13 protein-coding genes and 1 tRNA gene are annotated in these 18048 nt (G+C 68.5%); 7 read left to right on the forward strand and 7 right to left on the reverse strand.

Annotation, left to right across the window (positions count from 1 at the left end; all coding sequences use genetic code 11):
- Nucleotides 1-48 precede the first annotated feature (48 nt).
- Entirely contained in the window at nt 49-1056 is a 1008-nt protein-coding gene (locus BN977_RS19965; protein ID WP_036404006.1) for a 1-aminocyclopropane-1-carboxylate deaminase, read from the forward strand.
- On the opposite strand, the gene BN977_RS19970 is transcribed toward BN977_RS19965, so the two are convergent.
- From BN977_RS19970 to BN977_RS19985, 4 genes are all read right to left on the reverse strand, one after another.
- The gene (locus tag BN977_RS19970; protein ID WP_165576358.1) at nt 1028-3805 is read right to left on the reverse strand and encodes an ATP-binding protein; all 2778 of its coding nucleotides are present in this window, start codon (nt 3803-3805) and stop codon (nt 1028-1030) included. The two genes, BN977_RS19965 and BN977_RS19970, sit on opposite strands and share 29 nt — an antisense overlap.
- Nucleotides 3806-3885: 80 nt before the next feature.
- Nucleotides 3886-4980 (reverse strand): Fic family protein, encoded by a 1095-nt coding sequence (locus tag BN977_RS19975; protein WP_227456379.1) that lies wholly within the window; start codon nt 4978-4980, stop codon nt 3886-3888.
- 346 nt (nt 4981-5326) lie between these two features.
- Nucleotides 5327-5400 (reverse strand) — tRNA-Gly (locus BN977_RS19980).
- Nucleotides 5401-5456: 56 nt separating this feature from the next.
- Nucleotides 5457-6653 carry a hypothetical protein gene (locus BN977_RS19985; RefSeq protein WP_036400911.1) on the reverse strand — a complete coding sequence of 399 codons (1197 nt, stop codon included), beginning with the start codon at nt 6651-6653 and terminating at the stop codon, nt 5457-5459.
- Between the two features lie 129 nt (nt 6654-6782).
- On the opposite strand from BN977_RS19985, the gene dcd reads away from it, so the two are divergent.
- From dcd to BN977_RS20010, 5 genes are all read left to right on the forward strand, one after another.
- Nucleotides 6783-7352 carry a dCTP deaminase gene (gene dcd, locus BN977_RS19990; RefSeq protein ID WP_024455255.1) on the forward strand — a complete coding sequence of 190 codons (570 nt, stop codon included), beginning with the start codon at nt 6783-6785 and terminating at the stop codon, nt 7350-7352.
- 211 nt (nt 7353-7563) lie between these two features.
- A complete protein-coding gene (locus BN977_RS19995; protein ID WP_036400914.1) occupies nt 7564-9192 on the forward strand; it encodes a DUF7159 family protein in 1629 nt (542 codons plus the stop codon).
- 44 nt (nt 9193-9236) lie between these two features.
- Complete coding sequence (locus BN977_RS20000) at nt 9237-10547, forward strand: cytochrome P450 (RefSeq protein WP_051561735.1); 1311 nt, start codon at nt 9237-9239, stop codon at nt 10545-10547.
- A gap of 2 nt (nt 10548-10549) precedes the next feature.
- The gene (locus BN977_RS20005; RefSeq protein ID WP_036400916.1) at nt 10550-11275 is read left to right on the forward strand and encodes a maleylpyruvate isomerase family mycothiol-dependent enzyme; all 726 of its coding nucleotides are present in this window, start codon (nt 10550-10552) and stop codon (nt 11273-11275) included.
- 9 nt (nt 11276-11284) lie between these two features.
- Nucleotides 11285-11653 (forward strand): nuclear transport factor 2 family protein, encoded by a 369-nt coding sequence (locus tag BN977_RS20010; RefSeq protein ID WP_036400918.1) that lies wholly within the window; start codon nt 11285-11287, stop codon nt 11651-11653.
- On the opposite strand, the gene BN977_RS20015 is transcribed toward BN977_RS20010, so the two are convergent.
- Both BN977_RS20015 and BN977_RS20020 read right to left on the reverse strand, forming a co-directional pair.
- Nucleotides 11650-12879, reverse strand: a complete 1230-nt coding sequence (locus tag BN977_RS20015) for a YibE/F family protein (RefSeq protein ID WP_036400920.1) — start codon at nt 12877-12879, stop codon at nt 11650-11652. The genes BN977_RS20010 and BN977_RS20015 overlap by 4 nt on opposite strands.
- Before the next feature lie 31 nt (nt 12880-12910).
- Entirely contained in the window at nt 12911-14185 is a 1275-nt protein-coding gene (locus BN977_RS20020) for a pyridoxal phosphate-dependent aminotransferase (protein WP_109790319.1), read from the reverse strand.
- A gap of 146 nt (nt 14186-14331) precedes the next feature.
- On the opposite strand from BN977_RS20020, the gene BN977_RS31530 reads away from it, so the two are divergent.
- Nucleotides 14332-14715 (forward strand): hypothetical protein, encoded by a 384-nt coding sequence (locus BN977_RS31530; RefSeq protein ID WP_234709645.1) that lies wholly within the window; start codon nt 14332-14334, stop codon nt 14713-14715.
- Nucleotides 14716-14751: 36 nt separating this feature from the next.
- On the opposite strand, the gene BN977_RS20030 is transcribed toward BN977_RS31530, so the two are convergent.
- Nucleotides 14752-17730 (reverse strand): (Fe-S)-binding protein, encoded by a 2979-nt coding sequence (locus BN977_RS20030; RefSeq protein ID WP_191262565.1) that lies wholly within the window; start codon nt 17728-17730, stop codon nt 14752-14754.
- Between the last annotated feature and the right edge of the window lie 318 nt (nt 17731-18048).

Below are 18048 nucleotides of genomic sequence, written 5' to 3' on the forward strand. Positions count from 1 at the left end.
GCGAACGCCGACCCGGCGCCCGATCCCCACTCCATGGAACGAGGAATCATGTCCCTTGCCGACTTCGAACGCCATCCCCTGCTCTTCGGCCCCAGCCCCGTCCACCCGCTGGAACGCCTGACCGAGCATCTCGGCGGCGCGCGGATCTGGGCCAAGCGCGAGGACTGCAATTCGGGACTCGCCTACGGCGGCAACAAGATGCGCAAACTCGAGTACATCGTTCCCGACGCCCTGGCCAAGGGTGCCGACACGCTGGTCTCGATCGGTGGTTACCAGTCCAACCACACCCGCCAGGTGGCCGCGGTCGCAGCGCGGCTGGGGATGAAGGCGCGGCTGGTCCAGGAACGCTGGGTCGACTGGCCCGACGTCGTCAACGACAAGGTCGGCAACATCCTGCTCTCCCGGATCATGGGCGCCGATGTACGCCTGGACCCCGCCGGATTCGGTATCGGCATCAAGGATTCCTGGGAGACGGCGCTCGAAGAGGTGCGCGCTGCCGGCGGTGTGCCCTACGGCATCCCTGCCGGTGCATCCGAACATCCGCTCGGCGGACTCGGTTTCGCGAACTGGGCCTACGAGGTGCAGCAGCAGGAGCGGGAACTCGGCGTCTTCTTCGACACGATCGTCGTCTGCACCGTCACCGGCTCGACACACGCCGGGATGATCGCCGGATTCGCGGGGCAGGACCGGCCTCGCCGTGTCCTGGGCATCGACGCCTCCGCGACCATCGTCAAGACCCGTGAACAGGTGGCGCGCATCGCCAGGCACACCGCCGACCTCATCGGCCTGGGCCGGCCGCTGGAGGACGACGAGATCACCGTGCTTGAAGGGTGGGCCGGTGATCGCTACGGCATCCCGGTGCAGTCCACGATCGACGCCATCCGGTTGACCGCCCGCCTCGAGGGAATGATCATCGACCCGGTGTACGAGGGTAAGTCGATGGCCGGGCTCATCGACCTGGTGCGGCGCGGTGACATCGCACCGGGGTCGACGGTGCTCTATGCCCATCTGGGCGGACAGCCCGCGCTCAACGCGTACGCGGGTGCGTTCGACTGACCGGGATGTCCGGGCTCGCGTCGGCGGACAGCGCGTCGCGAAGCCCGGCTCGTGAGGACACGCCCAGCTTGGGGAACGCGCGATACAGGTGGGCGCCCACAGTGCGGTGTGACAGGTACAGCCGCTCGCCGATCTGCCGGTTGGTCAGACCGCTGGCGGCCAGGTGGGCGATTTGCAGCTCCTGCGACGTCAACGTCGACTTCGACGGCGGGTTCGAAGACCGAAATCCGCTGGCACGCAACTCCTGTCGGACACGCTCCAGCAACGGCTGCGCGCCCATCGCGGCGAAGCCGTCTTCGGCGATGAGGAGGTGCCGCTGCGCTCGCTGCGATTCCTTACGTCTGCGCAGGGCTTCGGCGTAGGCCAGACGGATGCGGCATGCCTCGAACAGCCACCGATCCGAGGCCGGGGAGGCCAGTGATTCCTCGAGCGCGGCGTCGGCGGTCTCGTGGTCGAGCACCAGCGCCGCCACCCCGCGCTGGATCAGGTTCATTCGCGGTGACAGTGCCGCGACATCGGTAGCCCGCATGGCACCGAGGTGGGCCCGGGCTTCCGCATCGCGACCGGTGCGTAGCGCCGCCTCGACGAGGTCAAACATGACCCAGGTGCACTGCGGGACATGGACGTTGAGGACACCGGGCGCGCTGAGCGCAGCAGCGTGGCGGAAGGCGGCGTCGAAGTCGCCGGTGACCGCGGCGGCGAGCGCACGGGGGTGGTGCGCATAGAGAAGGACACTGGTGGCGCCGCGGGGTCGTGCCCAATGGCTCATCTCGTCGGCCAGTGCGGACGCCTCGTCGTTGCGACCCCGGCCGGCCGCGATCACCGCTCGGTTGTACAGGAAGTACCACGTGAAGAAGGTGAAACCGGTTGCGTTGCACAGCTCTTGCCCCTCGTGGGCGAGTTCCTCGGCTTCGTCCCAACGTCCGGTGAGGTAGTCGTCCAGGCACAGGTGCATCAGGGCGCCGATGTGTCTGCGCGGGGAACCACCGTCGCGGCCGTGGCGGACCACCCGCCAGTGCGCTTCGCGCGTGTCTGCCAGCCGGTCCAGGAAGACCGATGCCGCACCGATCCGGACGATCCGCGAAGGGTCGGTCTCACCGGGGAGCGTGGCCAGGACGCGCTCCAGCTCGGGTGCTGCCGCCGCACCGGTGCGCAGCGGGTCGGCGAAGGTCCTGCTGGCCAGTGCCAGCAGCTCAGGTGGTTCGGGGGTCAGCATGCGCAGAACGCGGAAGAACGACTCCCAATGGGCGGGCGTGCCCGCGTACCAGGAGAGCAGGAGCAGCGTGTGCATCGCCTCGACGAGTGCCGCGTCGTCGGCCCGGTAACCGTGGTCGGCGGCCTCGATCGCGCCGAGGAGGAGTCGGTGCGCGGCGTCGACGGCTCCGCCGGCGTTGAGCATCAGGAACGTCGCGGCGTTCGCCGCGTGCAGCGATCCCGTCGAGTCCGGACCGGCCCGACGGGCCTCGGTGAGAAGGGTTTCCGGATCGCCGAGCGTGCTGCCGGACTCCGCGCCGATATAGGCGGCCTCGGCCAGTCTGCGTCCTCGAGACTGGGGCGTGGTGCTGAGCTCGGCTGCCCGGACCAGTGCCGACACCGCCCCGCGCGGATCCCCGCGGTGCATGGTCCGGCGTGCCACCCGGTCGAGCACCTCGGCCGTCGCGTCGTCGGGGCCAACCGCTGCCGCGGCCAGATGCCAGGCCTGCCGTTCCTGGTCGGCGTGCAGTGATCGTGCCAGCATGAGGTGGGCGTGACGACGGTCCTCGTGGGTGGACATCGCGACGACAGTCGCTCGAATCAGAGGGTGGCGGAAGGTGATTCGAGCGGTGCCGTCATCGACGTGGACGAGCTGCGCGTGCTCGGCCGGGGCGAGATCGGTGAGGCCCGGTTGCTCGCCGGCGACCTGACGCAACAGGCGCACGTCACCGGTGCCCTCGAACGCCGCGACGAGCAGCAGCCGGCGGGTTGCATCCGGGAGGGCAGCGATGCGGGAGGTGAACAGTGCCTGGAGCCGATCGGTCAACGGCACGGCGTCGGGCTGGTCGACGGGAGGCGGCATGCAGCTCAGCGGGTCGGGGAGTTCGACCAGGGCGAGCGGGTTTCCCTGGGCGAGGTCGAGCACCCGTTCCCGGAGGCCCAGCGACAGGTGCGGGAAGCGGTCGTCGACGAGGCGTTCGGACGCCTCGCGGTCGAGCGGCTCGACCACTTGCTCGGTCAGTCCCCGGCGATCGAGCGGACAAACAGTGCCGGTCCGGCACGACATCACCAGCCCGACGGGGTGACCCGCCACCCGTCGCGCGATGAAACCGAACACCATGGCGCTGGCGCCGTCGATCCACTGGATGTCGTCGATGAGCAGCAGCAGCGGTTTCCGTTCCGCGACCGCCAGGAGGAGGGACAGCGCGGCATTGCAGACGAGCAGCGCATCCGGTTGGGGACCGGGCCCGAATCCGAGCGCCACCATCAGCGCATCGCGCGATCCAGGCGGAAGACGGTCCACGTCGTGGCGCAGCGGCAGAAGCAGTTGGTTGAGCCCGGAATAGCCGATGTGGACCTCGAACTCCGAACCCGAGGCGCTCAACACGAGCATGTCCGCCGCGCGCGCCCGGTCAGCCGCGGCGGCGAGCAGAGCGGTTTTGCCGACGCCGGGCTCGCCGTTGACAAACCGGGTATCACCGCCGGTGGTTCGCACGCCCTCGAGGAAGCGCTCGATCCGGTGCAGCTCGACCCCGCGGCCGAACAGTTCCACCATGTCCACCCCTCTGCTGCAATATATTGCATATCGCAGCGCCAGGATTGTCAAGGCGCCGCGGCGGGACGGACCGCCGGGTCTTAAGTGCTCGCTCGCTCGATCCTGCGCCCTAAGTCGTCGAGTTCGTCGAGGACAAGGCTTGCGCCCCATACTTGGTCTCGTTTGCGGTCGGTCAAGGGACGTAGAACGCCGGTCTCGTGTAGGCGTTTTATCGCGGCGAACACGCTGCTTCGGGGTGCGTCGACAAGTGATGCGACGTCGTCGGACGAAACGATCGGCGTCGACGGTAGTAATTGGAGGAGTTTGTCGGTCGCACTGTGACGCCTGATCGGTCCGGCCATGTTGCGCCACTCCGTTGGTATCTCGGCCAATCGCTCTGCGGTGGTGCGTGATTCGGCTGCGGCGGTCCTCGATGCGTTCGCAAATGTGACTATCAGTGGGCGTAGGTCGCCGGCCCGGTAGGTGTCGAGTGCGCCGAAGTAACGCTCTCGGTGGGCAACAAGCGCCGATGCCAGGGGGACGACGACGCGCGTAGTTGCTGCCTTTCGCCGAAGGATGGCGTTGATGAGTGCCCGGCCGATCCGGCCGTTGCCGTCGGTGAACGGATGAATCGATTCGAATTGTGCGTGGACGATGGCGGCCTGAATGAGAACGGGAATGTCGGTTCGGTTTGCGAACTCGATCAGGTCGTCCATATACGCGGGCACCGTGTCTGGTGGTGGCGGCACGTAGAGCGCATCTCTCGGCGAGTGGTCGCTTCCGCCGATCCAGTTTTGGACAGTCCTTATGTGACCAGCGTGCGGCCCCTCTGTCGGATCGTCTCGCATCAGCGCCTCGTGTGCGCGCAAGATAGCGGTCATCTGTACGGGGTCGTTTTGGTTGACGCTCTCGATCATGCTGTTCAGGGCTGTCGTCGCCGCCACCATGGATACCGCGCTTGAGTTGCCGCGTCCGCCGTGCAGCGCGCGGGCGTAGTCGTCCAAGCTCGCTTCGATGCGCTCGATCTTCGACGATGCCACCGATTCTGTTCGAAGCAGGAGAGTGCTGAGCGCCCCGAGGTGCGTTCCGTGCGTGCTGTCGAGTCGAGAGATCTCGCTCATGGCGGCTTCGACTTCGACAGCGGTATCCGCGTCGACGGTCGGATGGACATCGGCGATGTACGGGGGAAGGGACACCGTGACGGAACGAAGTGTTCGGTCTTCGCGGGTGCCACCCCGTTGGGTCTGTGCCCAAGGGCGTCGCTCTGCGTTGTGGCGAGGCCACGCGCCGCTGGGTCGCATCGATGCCTCCTAACTCGGACTAACGATAGCGTTAGTCCGAGTTATTACGGTAAGTCGGACATTTGCCCGCGTTGGTCCGGGTTGTCGAGCAGCGAACCATCGGCGCAGGCGCTTTAGCCGCTGGAGGCAACGTTCGCATGGGGCAATCGCACGGCGAGATCTGCAGGACTCGGCTGGTCCCCTTGGTGACTACATGAACCGATGGTGAAGCGGTTCGAACCCTACTGGCGGCTGTGAAAAATGGAGCCGATGACGGGAATCGAACCCGCGTATTCAGCTTGGGAAGCTGATGTTCTGCCATTGAACTACATCGGCGTACCAGCGGTGCTGGTGATCAGGAAGGTTAGCACCGCCGGGGTCGGGCACCGCAATCAGGCCGCCGCCGCGCCGCCATCCTGGCTGCTCGGGGCGTTGGCCTCACCGCCGCCGGTGGTCCCGGCCGAGGTCGTATCACCCGACGTGGCTTCACCCGTCGTGGTGGTCGTTGTGGTGGTAGCCGGCGTCCCAGCGGTCGGCGTACTCGTCGGCCCGGTGGATCCCGAGCTGGTCTCGACATCGGAGACCTTGGAACCCGGCTCGAACTTGTTGCCCGTCTTGGTGACGTCCTCGGTGGGCTTGGGCGCTGCCGTCGGGCTGGGCGCTGCCGTGGCGCTCGGCGTCGGATCCGCCGTCGGTTGCGGGTCGGCCGTCGGCTTCGGATCGGCGGTCGCACTGGGCGTCGCGACGGTGGCCGAGCCGGTGGTATCCGTCCCCGTCTTCAGTGTCACCACAGTGGTGTCGGCCGTACTCGGTGGCGTCGACACCGACAGGGCGGCAGCCCCGGCCACCTTCGCCGTCGGTGCGAGCGTGCTCGTCGGCTGCGCGGCCAACGCCGTGGCGATGGTCTGCTGCGCGAACACGATGCCGTCGACGATCTTGCCGGCGCCCTCGCCCAGCCCCTGCGCGATCAGCTTGACGCCGTCCACCAGTGCATTGATGACATTGCCGATATTGATGGGCAGCAACGAATCGACGACGTTCTGTCCGGCGATGATCACCGACCGGGCGAAATCGTCGAACCCGGCGACCAGTGCGGTGCCCAGCCCGATCAGCGCGGCCGGCACGGCCTCCTGCATCGCCAGATCCACGGCCAACGTCCGCTGGTTGCGTTCGATGAGCGACACCAGCAACGGCCCGCCGATCACCGTGACGGCGCCGGCGAAGCCTTTCTCGATGGTGGTCAGTGCCCCGAGCAGATCGCCGGCGAATACCTGCTGGAGCAGGGTGCGCGCGAACTCGGGGGCGCCGCGCAGTGTCATGCCGACGCCTTCACCGGCTTTGGCCCAACCGACGGCCAGAGTGGCGACGTCGGTGACCTGGTTGCGCACCCACTGCTTGAGCGCCGGGAACTCCAGGATGTCGGCCACCGTGGCGGCCAACTGAATATCCGGCATCTGCATGCTGTGCACGATCGGTGGCGCGGCGAGCGTCAACGCCGGCGGCGGGGCCACCGCGGGTGTCACGGTCACGACACCGGCAGCGACCAGCGCTGCCGCGGGAAGGGTCAATCGGGTTGCGAGTGCGTGCATTTGGAAGCTCCTGTCCGGGCCGACACCATGTGATGGATTGACGCTAGCGTCAATACTGTGTGTTGGCTGAAGATCGGCGATGTCTGCGCGACTCGGCACGGACCGACGCGGGGTGGCTAGGCTCATCGCGTGCTGCTCTCCGACCGCGACATCCGCGCCGAGATCTCGGCAGGCCGTCTGGCGCTCGACCCGTTCGATGACGCCCTGATCCAGCCGTCCAGCGTCGACGTCCGCCTGGACAACCTGTTCCGGGTGTTCAACAACACCCGCTACACCCACATCGACCCGGCGCAACGACAGGACGACCTCACCTCGCTGGTCGAGCCCAAGGAGGGGGAGCCGTTCGTGCTGCACCCCGGCGAGTTCGTGCTGGGCGCCACCCTGGAACGCTGCAGCCTGCCCGACGACCTGGCCGGGCGCCTGGAAGGCAAGTCCTCACTCGGTCGGCTCGGCCTGCTGACCCACTCCACCGCGGGCTTCATCGACCCCGGCTTCAGTGGCCACATCACGCTGGAGCTGTCGAACGTCGCCAACCTGCCGATCACCCTGTGGCCCGGCATGAAGATCGGCCAGCTGTGCCTGCTGCGACTCACCAGCCCGGCCGAGAACCCCTACGGCAGCGCCGCGGCCGGCTCCAAATACCAAGGCCAACGCGGCCCGACGCCGTCTCGCTCCTACCAGAACTTCATCCAGTCATAGCCCCCGCACAGCCCGCGGTGGCAGGGTGTGGGCCGAAGACGGCAGAGCCATCGCGGCGTGACGCGAGTAGGGTCGATTAAGTGGTCTAGCTAACGTCGTCGGATGTAACGACGGCGCTGGTGAAGGCGATGAACCATCTAGTCGGCGCTTTGTGCCGCACGCGCGCGACCTCGGCGATCTGGATGGTGTAGCAAACACTTTGGAGGGGTAAGTGGACATCGTATTAGGTGTGTCTTTGACACCTACGACGGTGCGGATGGTGCTGGTTGAGGGCGACAAAGCCGACGGGGCCACCGTCGACCACGACGTCTTCGGTGTCTCGCCATCGAACGACTCAGCAACACCCAGCGCGGCCGATCAAGTGGTCCAGGCGGTGCTCGGCACGCAGGAGAGTGCGGAAGCCGGCGGTCACCATCTGGCCCACATCGGCGTGACATGGACCGACCACACCGAAGCCGCGGCGCTGCGCGACGCCCTGGCCGCCCACGGCATCACCGACGTCATGCTGGTCTCGGAACTGCACGCCGCCAGCGCCCTGGCCCAGGCGGCCGGCGCCGCCGTGGGCTACCAGTCCACCGCGCTGCTGTTCCTCGACCGCGACACCGCCACCTTGTCGGTCGTCAACGGTGACGACGGGTCCGTCGTCAAGGTCCTCAGCCGCAGCCTGCACAGCACCGACGCCATGGCCGTGCTGGCCGAGATGGCCGCCGCGGTCGCCGGTCAGTCGACCGCGCCGCAGGGCATGTTCATCGTCGGTTCCGGCGTCGACGTGTCCTCGGTCAAGGACCACCTGGAACACCTGGTCGACATCCCGGTCAGCGCCCCGGAGGAATCCGAGCTGGCGCTGGCCCGCGGCGCCGCCCTGGCCGCCGCCAACGCGCCCACCTTCGAGGCGTCCACCGTCGGCCTGGCCTACTCGCAGGACCCCGACGGTCCCACCGCCGGATCGGCGTACGCGGCCATGGCCGCCGCCGACACCCAGCTGGCGATGTCGTCCGCCGAAGCGCCGCTGTTCGCCGACGACGTCGACGCCGCGTTCGCCGAAACGCCGGCACCGGTCGAGGAAGGCCGCAAACCCTTCTTCCTGGTGGGCAGCGCCCTGATGTCCATCTTCGTGGTCGGTGTTGTGGCCCTTGCCGTTTCGCTGGCGGTCAGCATCCGGCCCACCGCCGATCAGCGTCCGTCGCCGGCGCAGAACGCGGTCGCTCCGAGCGCGCCGCCCGCCGCGCCCGCGCCGGTGCCCGAAGCGGCCCCCGTGCAGCCGGCCGCGCCGCCACCGCCGGCCGCCGAGACCATCAAGGCGCCCATCCCGGTGGTGCAAGAAGCCCCGGCACCGCGCAAGGTGTACGTCGAGCAGGCCCCCGCGCCCGCGGCGCCGGCACCCGAACCGGCCGCGCCGCCGCCGGCCCCCGCGCCCGAGGCGCCGGCGCCAGCTCCTCCGGTGGTCGCGCCGCCGGTCGTGGTGCCGCCGCCGGTGATCGTCTGGCCGCGCCCGCAGGTGCCGGTGTGGCGGCCGCCGTGGGATCCGGGCCCCAAACAGCAGGATCCCGACGACGACTACCCGGGCCAGTACCCCGGCGGCTATCCCGGCCAATACCCGGGTGGCTCCAACGGTGGCTATCCGGGCCAGTACCCGGGTGGCTCCAACGGTGGCTATCCGGGCCAGTACCCGGGCGGTTCGAACGGTGGCTACCCCGGTCAGTACCCCGGCGGTTCCAATGGCGGCTACCCGGGCTCGGGTAACCCGGGCGGCGGCGGTCCCGGTGGCGGCCGTGGTGATCACGGCGACGGGCCGAAGAAGAGTGGCCCCTGCTTCCTGATCTTCTGCGCCCCGCGCTGAGTGATCTTCTGCGCCCCGCGCAGGGCGCCGTAAGCTCGAGAGCCATGCGGCAACGGATACGTTGGCTGGCTCTGCACGGGGTGATACGCGGGATCTCCGCGGTGGCCGCGCGGCGGGGCGACCCGCAGGCGCGGCTGATCGCCGACCCGCAGGCCCGCACCGATCCGGGCGCCTTCGCCGACGAGATGCGGACCCTGGGCCGGGTGGTCCGCGGCCGGGCCGTGCTGCTCACCTTCGACCACGCCATCGCCGCCGAAGTGCTGCGCTCCGAGGACTGGCGGGTCAGCGCGCTGGGCGTCAACCTGCCCAAGCCGCTGCGCTGGATCGTCGAACGCACCTCCGACGACCTGCTGCACCCCATCCAGCCGCCGTCGCTGCTGTCCATCGAGCCGCCCGAACACACCCGGATGCGCAAGCTGGTGTCGTCGGTGTTCACCACCCGGGCCGTGGCGCGGCTGCGCGAACGCGTCCAGGAGCGCGCCGACCAGTTGCTCGACGAACTCGGCGGCGACACCGTCGACATCGTCGACCGCTACTGCTCCCAACTGCCCGTCGCGGTGATCGGCGATATCCTCGGCGTCCCCGAAGCGGACCGGCCCAACATCCTGCGCTTCGGCGAACTGGCCGCGCCCAGCCTCGACATCGGCCTGTCCTGGGCGCAGTCCCAGCAGGTCGAGGAGGGCATCGCCGGTTTCGACAACTGGCTGGGTGGGCACCTGCGCGAGCTGCGCCGCAATCCCGGCGACGACCTGCTGAGCCAGATCATCGCCGCCGCCGACAGCGGTGCGGCCGGCGCCCCGCTGACCGAGCGTGAGCTCAAGGCACTGGCCGGGCTGGTGCTGGCCGCCGGTTTCGAGACGACGGTCAACCTGCTGGGCAACGGCATCCGCATGCTGTTGGACCACCCCGAACACCTGGACACCCTGGCGGCCCGGCCGGAGCTGTGGCCCAACACGGTCGAAGAGATCCTGCGACTGGATTCGCCGGTGCAGATGAGCGCCCGCATCGCCGGGCGCGACCTGGACCTGGCCGGCACGCCGGTGCAGCGCGGCGAGCTGATCATCGTCCATCTCGCCGGGGCCAACCGCGACCCCGCGGTGTTCGCCGACCCGCACCGCTTCGACATCGAACGCGACAACGCCGGCCGGCACCTGTCCTTCTCGGCCGGCCGGCATTTCTGCCTGGGTGCCGCGCTCGCCCGCGCCGAGGGCGAGGTGGGTCTGCAGACTTTCTTCGCGCGGTATCCCAACGCCCGGCTGGCCGGTACCGGAGCTCGGCGGGACACCCGGGTGCTGCGCGGGTGGGCGACCCTGCCGATCGCCCTCGGGGAAGCCCGTCCCGCGCTACGGTCGTAGGCGTGGACTTCCGGGCCGCCCTGCTCGAGCAGACCAAACTCTTCGGCGACGTGATCCGTCAGTCGGATCCGTCGACGCCCGTCCCGACATGCCCGGACTGGACACTGAAACAGTTGTTCCGCCACGTCGGCCGCGGAAACCGTTGGAGCGCAAAGATCATCAGCGACCGCCGGTCCGAGCCGCTGGACCCGCGCGACGTGCCGGACGGCAAACCACCCGACGACCCGGACGCCGCCATCGCGTGGCTGCACGCCGGAGCCCAGCTGATCCTCGACGCCGTGGAGCAGGTGGGGTCGCAACGGGTGTGGACGTTCCTGGGTCCGCGGCCGGCGGGCTGGTGGATCCGCCGCCGCCTGCACGAGCTGACCGTGCACCGCGCCGACGCCGACCTGGCGACCGGAGCGGATTTCACCCTGTCGGCCGAGTTGGCCGCCGACGGGGTGAGCGAGTGGATCGAGCTCAGCACCGCCCGCGGCCAGGGCCTGACACCCGGGCAGCGGCTGCACCTGCACGCCACCGACGACGCCCTGGGGCCGACGGGGGAGTGGCTGATCGTCAACGACGAAGACGGCCTGGCGTGGTCGCACGCGCACGCCAAAGGTGATGCGGCGGTGCGTGGCTCCGCCAGGGACCTGCTGCTGGCCATCACCCGGCGCCGCGCCGACGGTGTCGAGGTGCTCGGCGACTCCGCCGTGTGGGATGGCTGGCTGGCCAGCACGCCGTTCTAGAGTTGTGGCGTGAGTACCTCCGAGATCGCCACCGTCCTCGCCTGGCATGACGCCCTGAACGCCAGGGACTTCGCCACCTTGGACCGGTTGTGCAGCGACGACATCGAATTCGGGGACGCCGGCGGCGCCGCGCAGGGCCGTGCCGCGTTGCGGGATTGGGCCCAGGGCCTGGGCGACACGGTGACCGTGGGCCGGCTGTACGTGCACGACGGTGTGGTGGTGGCCGAGCAGACCGTCACCGGTGACGACGGTGCCGACGCGGACACCTTCGGGTCGGCGTTCCGAGTGGTGCACGATCACGTCACGTCGGTGTTCCGGCACGCCAGCCTGGAGGCGGCGCTGGCGGCCACCGAGCTCTCCGAGTCGGATCTGGTCTAGCGAGCGGCCGGCCCGGGCGTGGCCAGCACCGCGGCGATCGCCGTCGTCAACGGCACCGACAAGGCCAGCGCGATGCCACCCACCGCGGAGCGCGCGATCTCGATGGCCACGCTCTCACTGGTCAGCACGTCGCCCAGGGAGCGGTTGGCCACGCTGAACAACAGCAGCAGCGGCAGCGCGCTACCGGCATAGGCCAGCACCAGCGTGTAGACGGTGCTGGCGATGTGGTCGCGGCCCACCCGCATGGCCCCGGCAAAGATGGCCCGCCGTGACGTCGCGTGCTCGGCCAACTCGAACGCCGTCGACGCCTGCGTGACGGTGACGTCGTTGAGCACACCCAGCGAGCCGACGATGAACCCGGCCAGCAGCAGGCCGGTGATCGACACGTTGCCCATATAGGTGGCGACGGCGTTGTTCTCCTCTTCGGACAGGCCGGTGAGGTTGGTCAATTCGATTGCCGCCCACGACAACAACGCCGCGAGGAAGAGTGCCGTCAGGGTGCCCAGCAGGGCCGCGCTGGTGCGCAGGCTCACGCCGTGCGCCAGGTAGATCACCGCGTAAAGGATCGCCGAGGACGCCACCAGCGCCACCGGAACGGTGGGCGCACCGTCGCGCAGCGCGGGCAGCAGGAACACCACCAACACGATGAACGCCACCACGATGCCGATCAGGGCGCGCAGCCCGCGCCACCGCGCCACCGCCACCACGACGAGCGCGAACGCGGCGGCCAGCGAGACCAGCGGCCACGTCCGCTCGTAGTCGTAGAACGCGTAGGTGGTGGTGCCGGTGGGGTCGACCTGGCGGGTGATCCGGATCTGGTCACCGACCGCCAGTTGCGGTTGGCTGGGGCCGCCGCTGAATTCCAGGGCGGTCATGGCGCCCGAATTGGGCCCGGACTCGATGGCGACCATGGACCGCACGCACGGCGAATCCGCGGGCCCGGTGGGCAGGGATTCCCTGGTCAGCACGGCGCCGACGTCCTGGCCGCCGCACACCGACTTGCCGGTGGCCAGCACTCGGCCGGCCTCGGTGGTGACCGCGCCGCCCGACGAGTTCTGGAACGGCAGCGGAATGTCGACCTTCTGCTGGCTGGGCCACAACCACACCGCCCCGACGACGGTGGCGACGCCGATGGCCGCCAGCAAGCCGATGACGATCCGGGCGGCCAGCGGGCCCAGCGGTGAGGGTCCGTCCAGCGAGTGCGAATGCCCGTGCGAGTGCGTCACCTGAGCAAGGGTAAGGGGTCGGGCTGGCGCCTTACTGGCGGTAGCTCACCAGGAAGTTGCCCAGCCGTTCGATGGCCTTGGCCAGGTCGCGGGCCCAGGGCAGGGTGACGATGCGCAGGTGATCCGGTGTGGGCCAGTTGAATCCGGTGCCCTGGGTGATCAGGATCTTCTCCTGCAGCAGCAGATCGAGCACCAGCTGCTCGTCGTCGTGGATGTCGTACACCTCGGGATCCAGCCGCGGGAACGCATACAGCGCGCCGGACGGTTTCACGCACGACACCCCGGGAATCTCGTTGAGCTTCTCCCACGCGATATCGCGCTGCTCGAGCAACCGGCCACCCGGCAGCACCAGGTCGTCGATGCTCTGATGGCCACCCAGGGCCACTTGAATGGCATGCTGCGCAGGCACATTCGGGCACAACCGCATATTCGCCAGCAGGCTGATGCCCTCGATGAAACTGGTCGCGTGTTCCTTCGGGCCGGTGATCACCAGCCAGCCGGACCGGTACCCGGCCACCCGGTAGGCCTTGGACAGGCCATTGAAAGTCAAACACAGCAGGTCCGGCGCCACGGAAGCCATCGCGACGTGCTTGGCGTCGTCGTAGAGGATCTTGTCGTAGATCTCGTCGGCGAGCAGCAGCAGTTGATGCTTGCGGGCCAGATCCGCGATCTGGGTGAGAGTCTCACGGGTGTACACCGCACCCGTGGGGTTGTTCGGGTTGATCACGACGATCGCCTTGGTGCGGTCGGTGATCTTGGATTCCAGGTCGGCGATATCGGGATTCCAGCCCTGCGTCTCGTCGCACAGGTAATGCACCGGGGTGCCACCGGCCAGCGAGGTCGACGCCGTCCACAGCGGATAGTCCGGCGCGGGGATGAGCACCTGATCGCCGTTGTCCAGCAGGGCCTGCAGGGTCATGGTGATGAGCTCGGAGACACCATTGCCCAGGAAGACGTCGTCGACGTCGAATTTCGGGAAACCGTCCACCAATTCGTAGCGGGTGAACACCGCGCGCCGGGCGCTGAGGATGCCCTTGGAGTCGGAGTAGCCCTGCGCCGTCGGCAGGGCCTGGATCATGTCGCGCATGATCACATCGGGCGCCTCGAACCCGAACGGGGCCGGGTTGCCGATGTTGAGTTTGAGGATGCGGTGACCCTCGGCCTCCAGCCGTGAGGCGTGCTCGTGTACCGGACCGCGGATCTCGTAAAGGACGTCCTGCAGTTTGGTGGACTGCGCGAATGTCCGCGGCCGCGGGTGTTGCCCGGTGTTCTGCCACGACAGCTGGTGGGTGCTCACGCGGCTAATTCTCCCATGGGCCCGCAAACCGGTTTTTCGATGCGGTTCGACAAGGTTGCAATTTGACGTCGGGGTCGGAGTTTTCTGCGTGATCGGTGTTAGGTTCCTGAATCACTATGACGTCGATGACACGTGGGGCGGTTGCGGCCTTCGCGATGGCGGCCGTTGCCGCACTTGGTTTCGCTGCGTCGGCGCAGGCCGATCCACCGTTGCTCAACGGCACCTATGCCGGGGGTGACGACGAGAATCTCTGGACCATTTCCAGCGCGTGCGGTGTCGCCGGGTGTACCGGCACGGTGGCCAGCAATCAGGGCTGGACCAGCCCGATGACCTTCGCCGACGGCCGGTGGAATTTCTCGGTGACCAAGCCCGACGGATATGTCTGCGACGACGGGAGTTATCAGCCCGCCGTCATCTATTTGACGATCGATCCGGTGACGCTGGGCGGTGTTCTTTCCGCGGATTCGAATGGCGCCTGCCCGGGCGGAATTACCAGCGCGACCCCATTCCAATTGCGACTTGTGGAGCCGCAGCCGTAACCATTACGGCTGCGGCTCCACAAATCGCTGGGGTTTTCAGCGCTTGCCGGGGCGGCGGGCGCCGGGCTTGATGCCCAGCCCGACCACCGGGGGCTCCGGCTTGGCCGGTTCGGCGGGCTCGGCGGCGGCAGCCGGTTCGCTTGCCGTGGACTCGGGCTCGACGGCCGTGGCCGGCGGCTCCGCCGGTGCGGCCGGGGCCGGCTTGGGCGCGGCCTTCTTGGCGCCGGGACGACGTGCACCCGCGGCGATGCCCAGGCCGACGACCGGCGGTTCCGGCTTGGCGGGCTCGGCCGGTGCCGCAGGCGCTTCGGCCGGTGCGGCCGGCGCCTCGGAGGATGCCGCCGGAGCGGCGGCAGCGGCAGGCGCGGCCTTCTTGGCACCCGGACGCTTGGCACCGGCGGCCAACCCCAGACCCTTCACCGGGGCCGCGGGTGCCGCGGGCGCTTCGGCCTCGGCGGGCGCTTCGGCCGGAGCCGCGGCGGCCGGTGCTGCCTTCTTGGCGCCGGGACGCTTGGCCCCACCCGCGATGCCCAGGCCCTTGACCGGTGCCGGGGCCGTAGCCTCGGCGGCCGGAGCGGCGGATGCGGCTGCCGGGGCGGCCTTCTTGGCGCCGGGACGCTTGGCCCCACCCGCGATGCCCAGCCCCGTGACCGGTGCCGGAGCCGCAGTGGGCGCCTCGGCGGCAGCGGCGGGCGCTTCGGCCTTCTCTTCGACCTTCTCCTGCACGGGTGCGGCCTTGGCTTCTGCGGCTTCGGTAGCCGCCCTGGCCTCGGCGCGAGCGGCCGACGCCGCGGCGGCGGTGCCCTTCTCCGGCAGCGTGTAGACGCTGGTGTCCAGCGAGTTCAGCAGCAGCTGAGCCACGTCGAGCACCTCGGCCTTGGCGCGGTCGCTGCTGGCGGTGACCTCGTCGACGCCGTCGGTGATCATCACCCGGCAGAACGGGCAGCCCGTCGCGATCGCGGATGCCCCGGTGTCCAGGGCCTCCTCGGTGCGTTCCTGGTTGACGCGCTTGCCGATGTGCTCTTCCATCCACATCCGCGCGCCACCGGCACCACAGCACAGACCGCGGTCGGCGTGCCGCGGCATCTCGGTGAGCTTCGCGCCCGCCGCGCCGACCAGCTCACGCGGGGCCTCGTACTCCTTGTTGTGCCGGCCCAGGAAGCACGGGTCGTGGTAGGTGACCTCCTGGCCGACCGGGGTGACCGGGATCAGCTTCTTGTCCCGGACCAGGCGGTTGAGTAGCTGGGTGTGGTGCACCACGGTGTAGTTGGCGCCCAGCTGCGGGTATTCGCGGTTGATCGTGTTGTAGCAGTGCGGGCAGGTCACCACGACCTTGCGGTCCACCGCTTCGACACCCTCGAACAGCTCGTTGATGGTTTCGACGTTCTGCGCGGCGAGCTGCTGGAACAGGAACTCGTTGCCGGCGCGGCGGGCCGAGTCGCCGGTGCAGGTCTCACCGGTGCCCAGCACCAGAAACTTCACCCCGGCGGTGGCCAGCAGCTCGGCCACGGCCTTGGTGGTCTTCTTGGCGCGGTCCTCGTAGGCGCCGGCGCAGCCGACCCAGAACAGGTACTCGAAGCCCTCGAAGGAGTCCACGTCCTGGCCGTACACCGGGACGTCGAAGTCGACCTCATCGATCCAGTTGGTGCGATCCTTGGCGTTCTGGCCCCAGGGGTTGCCCTTGTTCTCCAGGTTCTTGAACAGCACACCCAGTTCACCGGGGAACTCCGACTCGACCATGACCTGGTAGCGGCGCATGTCGACGATGTGGTCGATGTGCTCGATGTCGACCGGGCACTGCTCGACGCAGGCGCCGCAGTTGGTGCAGGACCACAGCACGTCGGGGTCGATGACACCGCCCTGCTCGAGGGTGCCCACCAGCGGCCGGGTGGCCTGGTCCGGGCCGGAGCCCATGATCCGCTCGAAGCCGGACTCGGGGACGTGGTCGTGGGAGTGCTTCTCGCTGTGCTTCTCGCCGCGGATCTCCTCGCCGAGACCGCCCTCGGGGGTGTTCTCCAGCGGGCTTTCCTTGTCACCCAGGATGTAGGGCGCCTTCGCGAACAGGTGGTCGCGCAGGTTCATGATGACGAGCTTGGGCGACAGCGGCTTACCGGTGTTCCAGGCCGGGCACTGCGACTGGCAGCGACCACATTCGGTACAGGTGGTGAAGTCGAGGTAGCCCTTCCAGGTGAAGTCCTCGATCTTGCCGCGGCCGAAGACCGCGTCCTCGGCGGGATCGTCGAAGTCGATCAGCTCGCCTTTGTGCTCCATGGGCAGCAGCGGACCGAGGCCGTCCGGCAGCCGCTTGAAGGTGACGTTGATCGGGGCCAGGCCGATGTGCAGATGCTTGGAGTGCAGCACGATCAGCAGGAACACCAGCATGACGCCGATGTGGCCCATCAGCGCGATGGTCTCGATCCAGGCGTTGGCGGTGTGACCCAGCGGGGCGAGCAGGGCGGCCATGCCGTCGGAGAAGAACGCTCCGCTCTGGTAGGGGAAGTTCTCGCCGAGCACGTTGACCGCGGCGCCGCGGAAGATGGCGTAGGTCAGGATGACCAGGAAGATCATGAACAGGATCTCCCACGCGCCGCCGGTGTGGGATCCGTAGAAGCGCGACTCGCGGCCGATCTTCTTGGGCTCGCGGGCGATGCGGATGATGGCGAACACGACGATGCCGGCCAGCACGGCCAGGGCGAAGAAGTCCTGCAGGAAGCCCAGCACGGCCCAGCGGCCGACGAACGGGATGTGGAACTCCGGGTCGAACAGGACGCCGTAGGCCTCCAGGTACACCGAGGCCAGCACGAAGAAGCCCCACATGGTGAAGAAGTGCGCGATACCGGGGATCGACCACTTCAGCAGCTTCGACTGGGCGAAGACTTCCTTGTTCTGGTTGAGGAAACGGGTGACCAGATGGTCTTTGCGGCCGCGTTCGTCGCCGACGCGCTGCCCCGAGTTGATCAGCTTGGTCAGCCACAGCACCCGCTTGGCGGCGAACACCAAGACGATGGCGGTCATCAACAAACCAAGGATCAACCGGCCCGTCGTGAGCGTGTGCTCCAGGCTGTTTTCCACCGTGCGCCTCCCGTGGTTTAAGTTACTCAAAGGTAACTTAAGGTGTGTTACTCGCCAGTAACTTAGGCTAGATGCCTGCTCATAGTTGCATCCGCCCCGGAAGCCCCGCTAGCAAGGCTGACCTAAGTAGGTCATATGTCAGCTCGGTGGGTGGCCGACGGGCGCCCGGATACCCGGTCCGCCGGTACCGGAAAAGTCTTGGTGACACCGGACGATGGCTGTGTAACGGCGCCGGCGGAACGGTCGACGCCGGGGTCTGGC

The sequence above is a fragment of the Mycolicibacterium cosmeticum genome (assembly GCF_000613185.1).
GTDB lineage: Bacteria > Actinomycetota > Actinomycetes > Mycobacteriales > Mycobacteriaceae > Mycobacterium > Mycobacterium cosmeticum.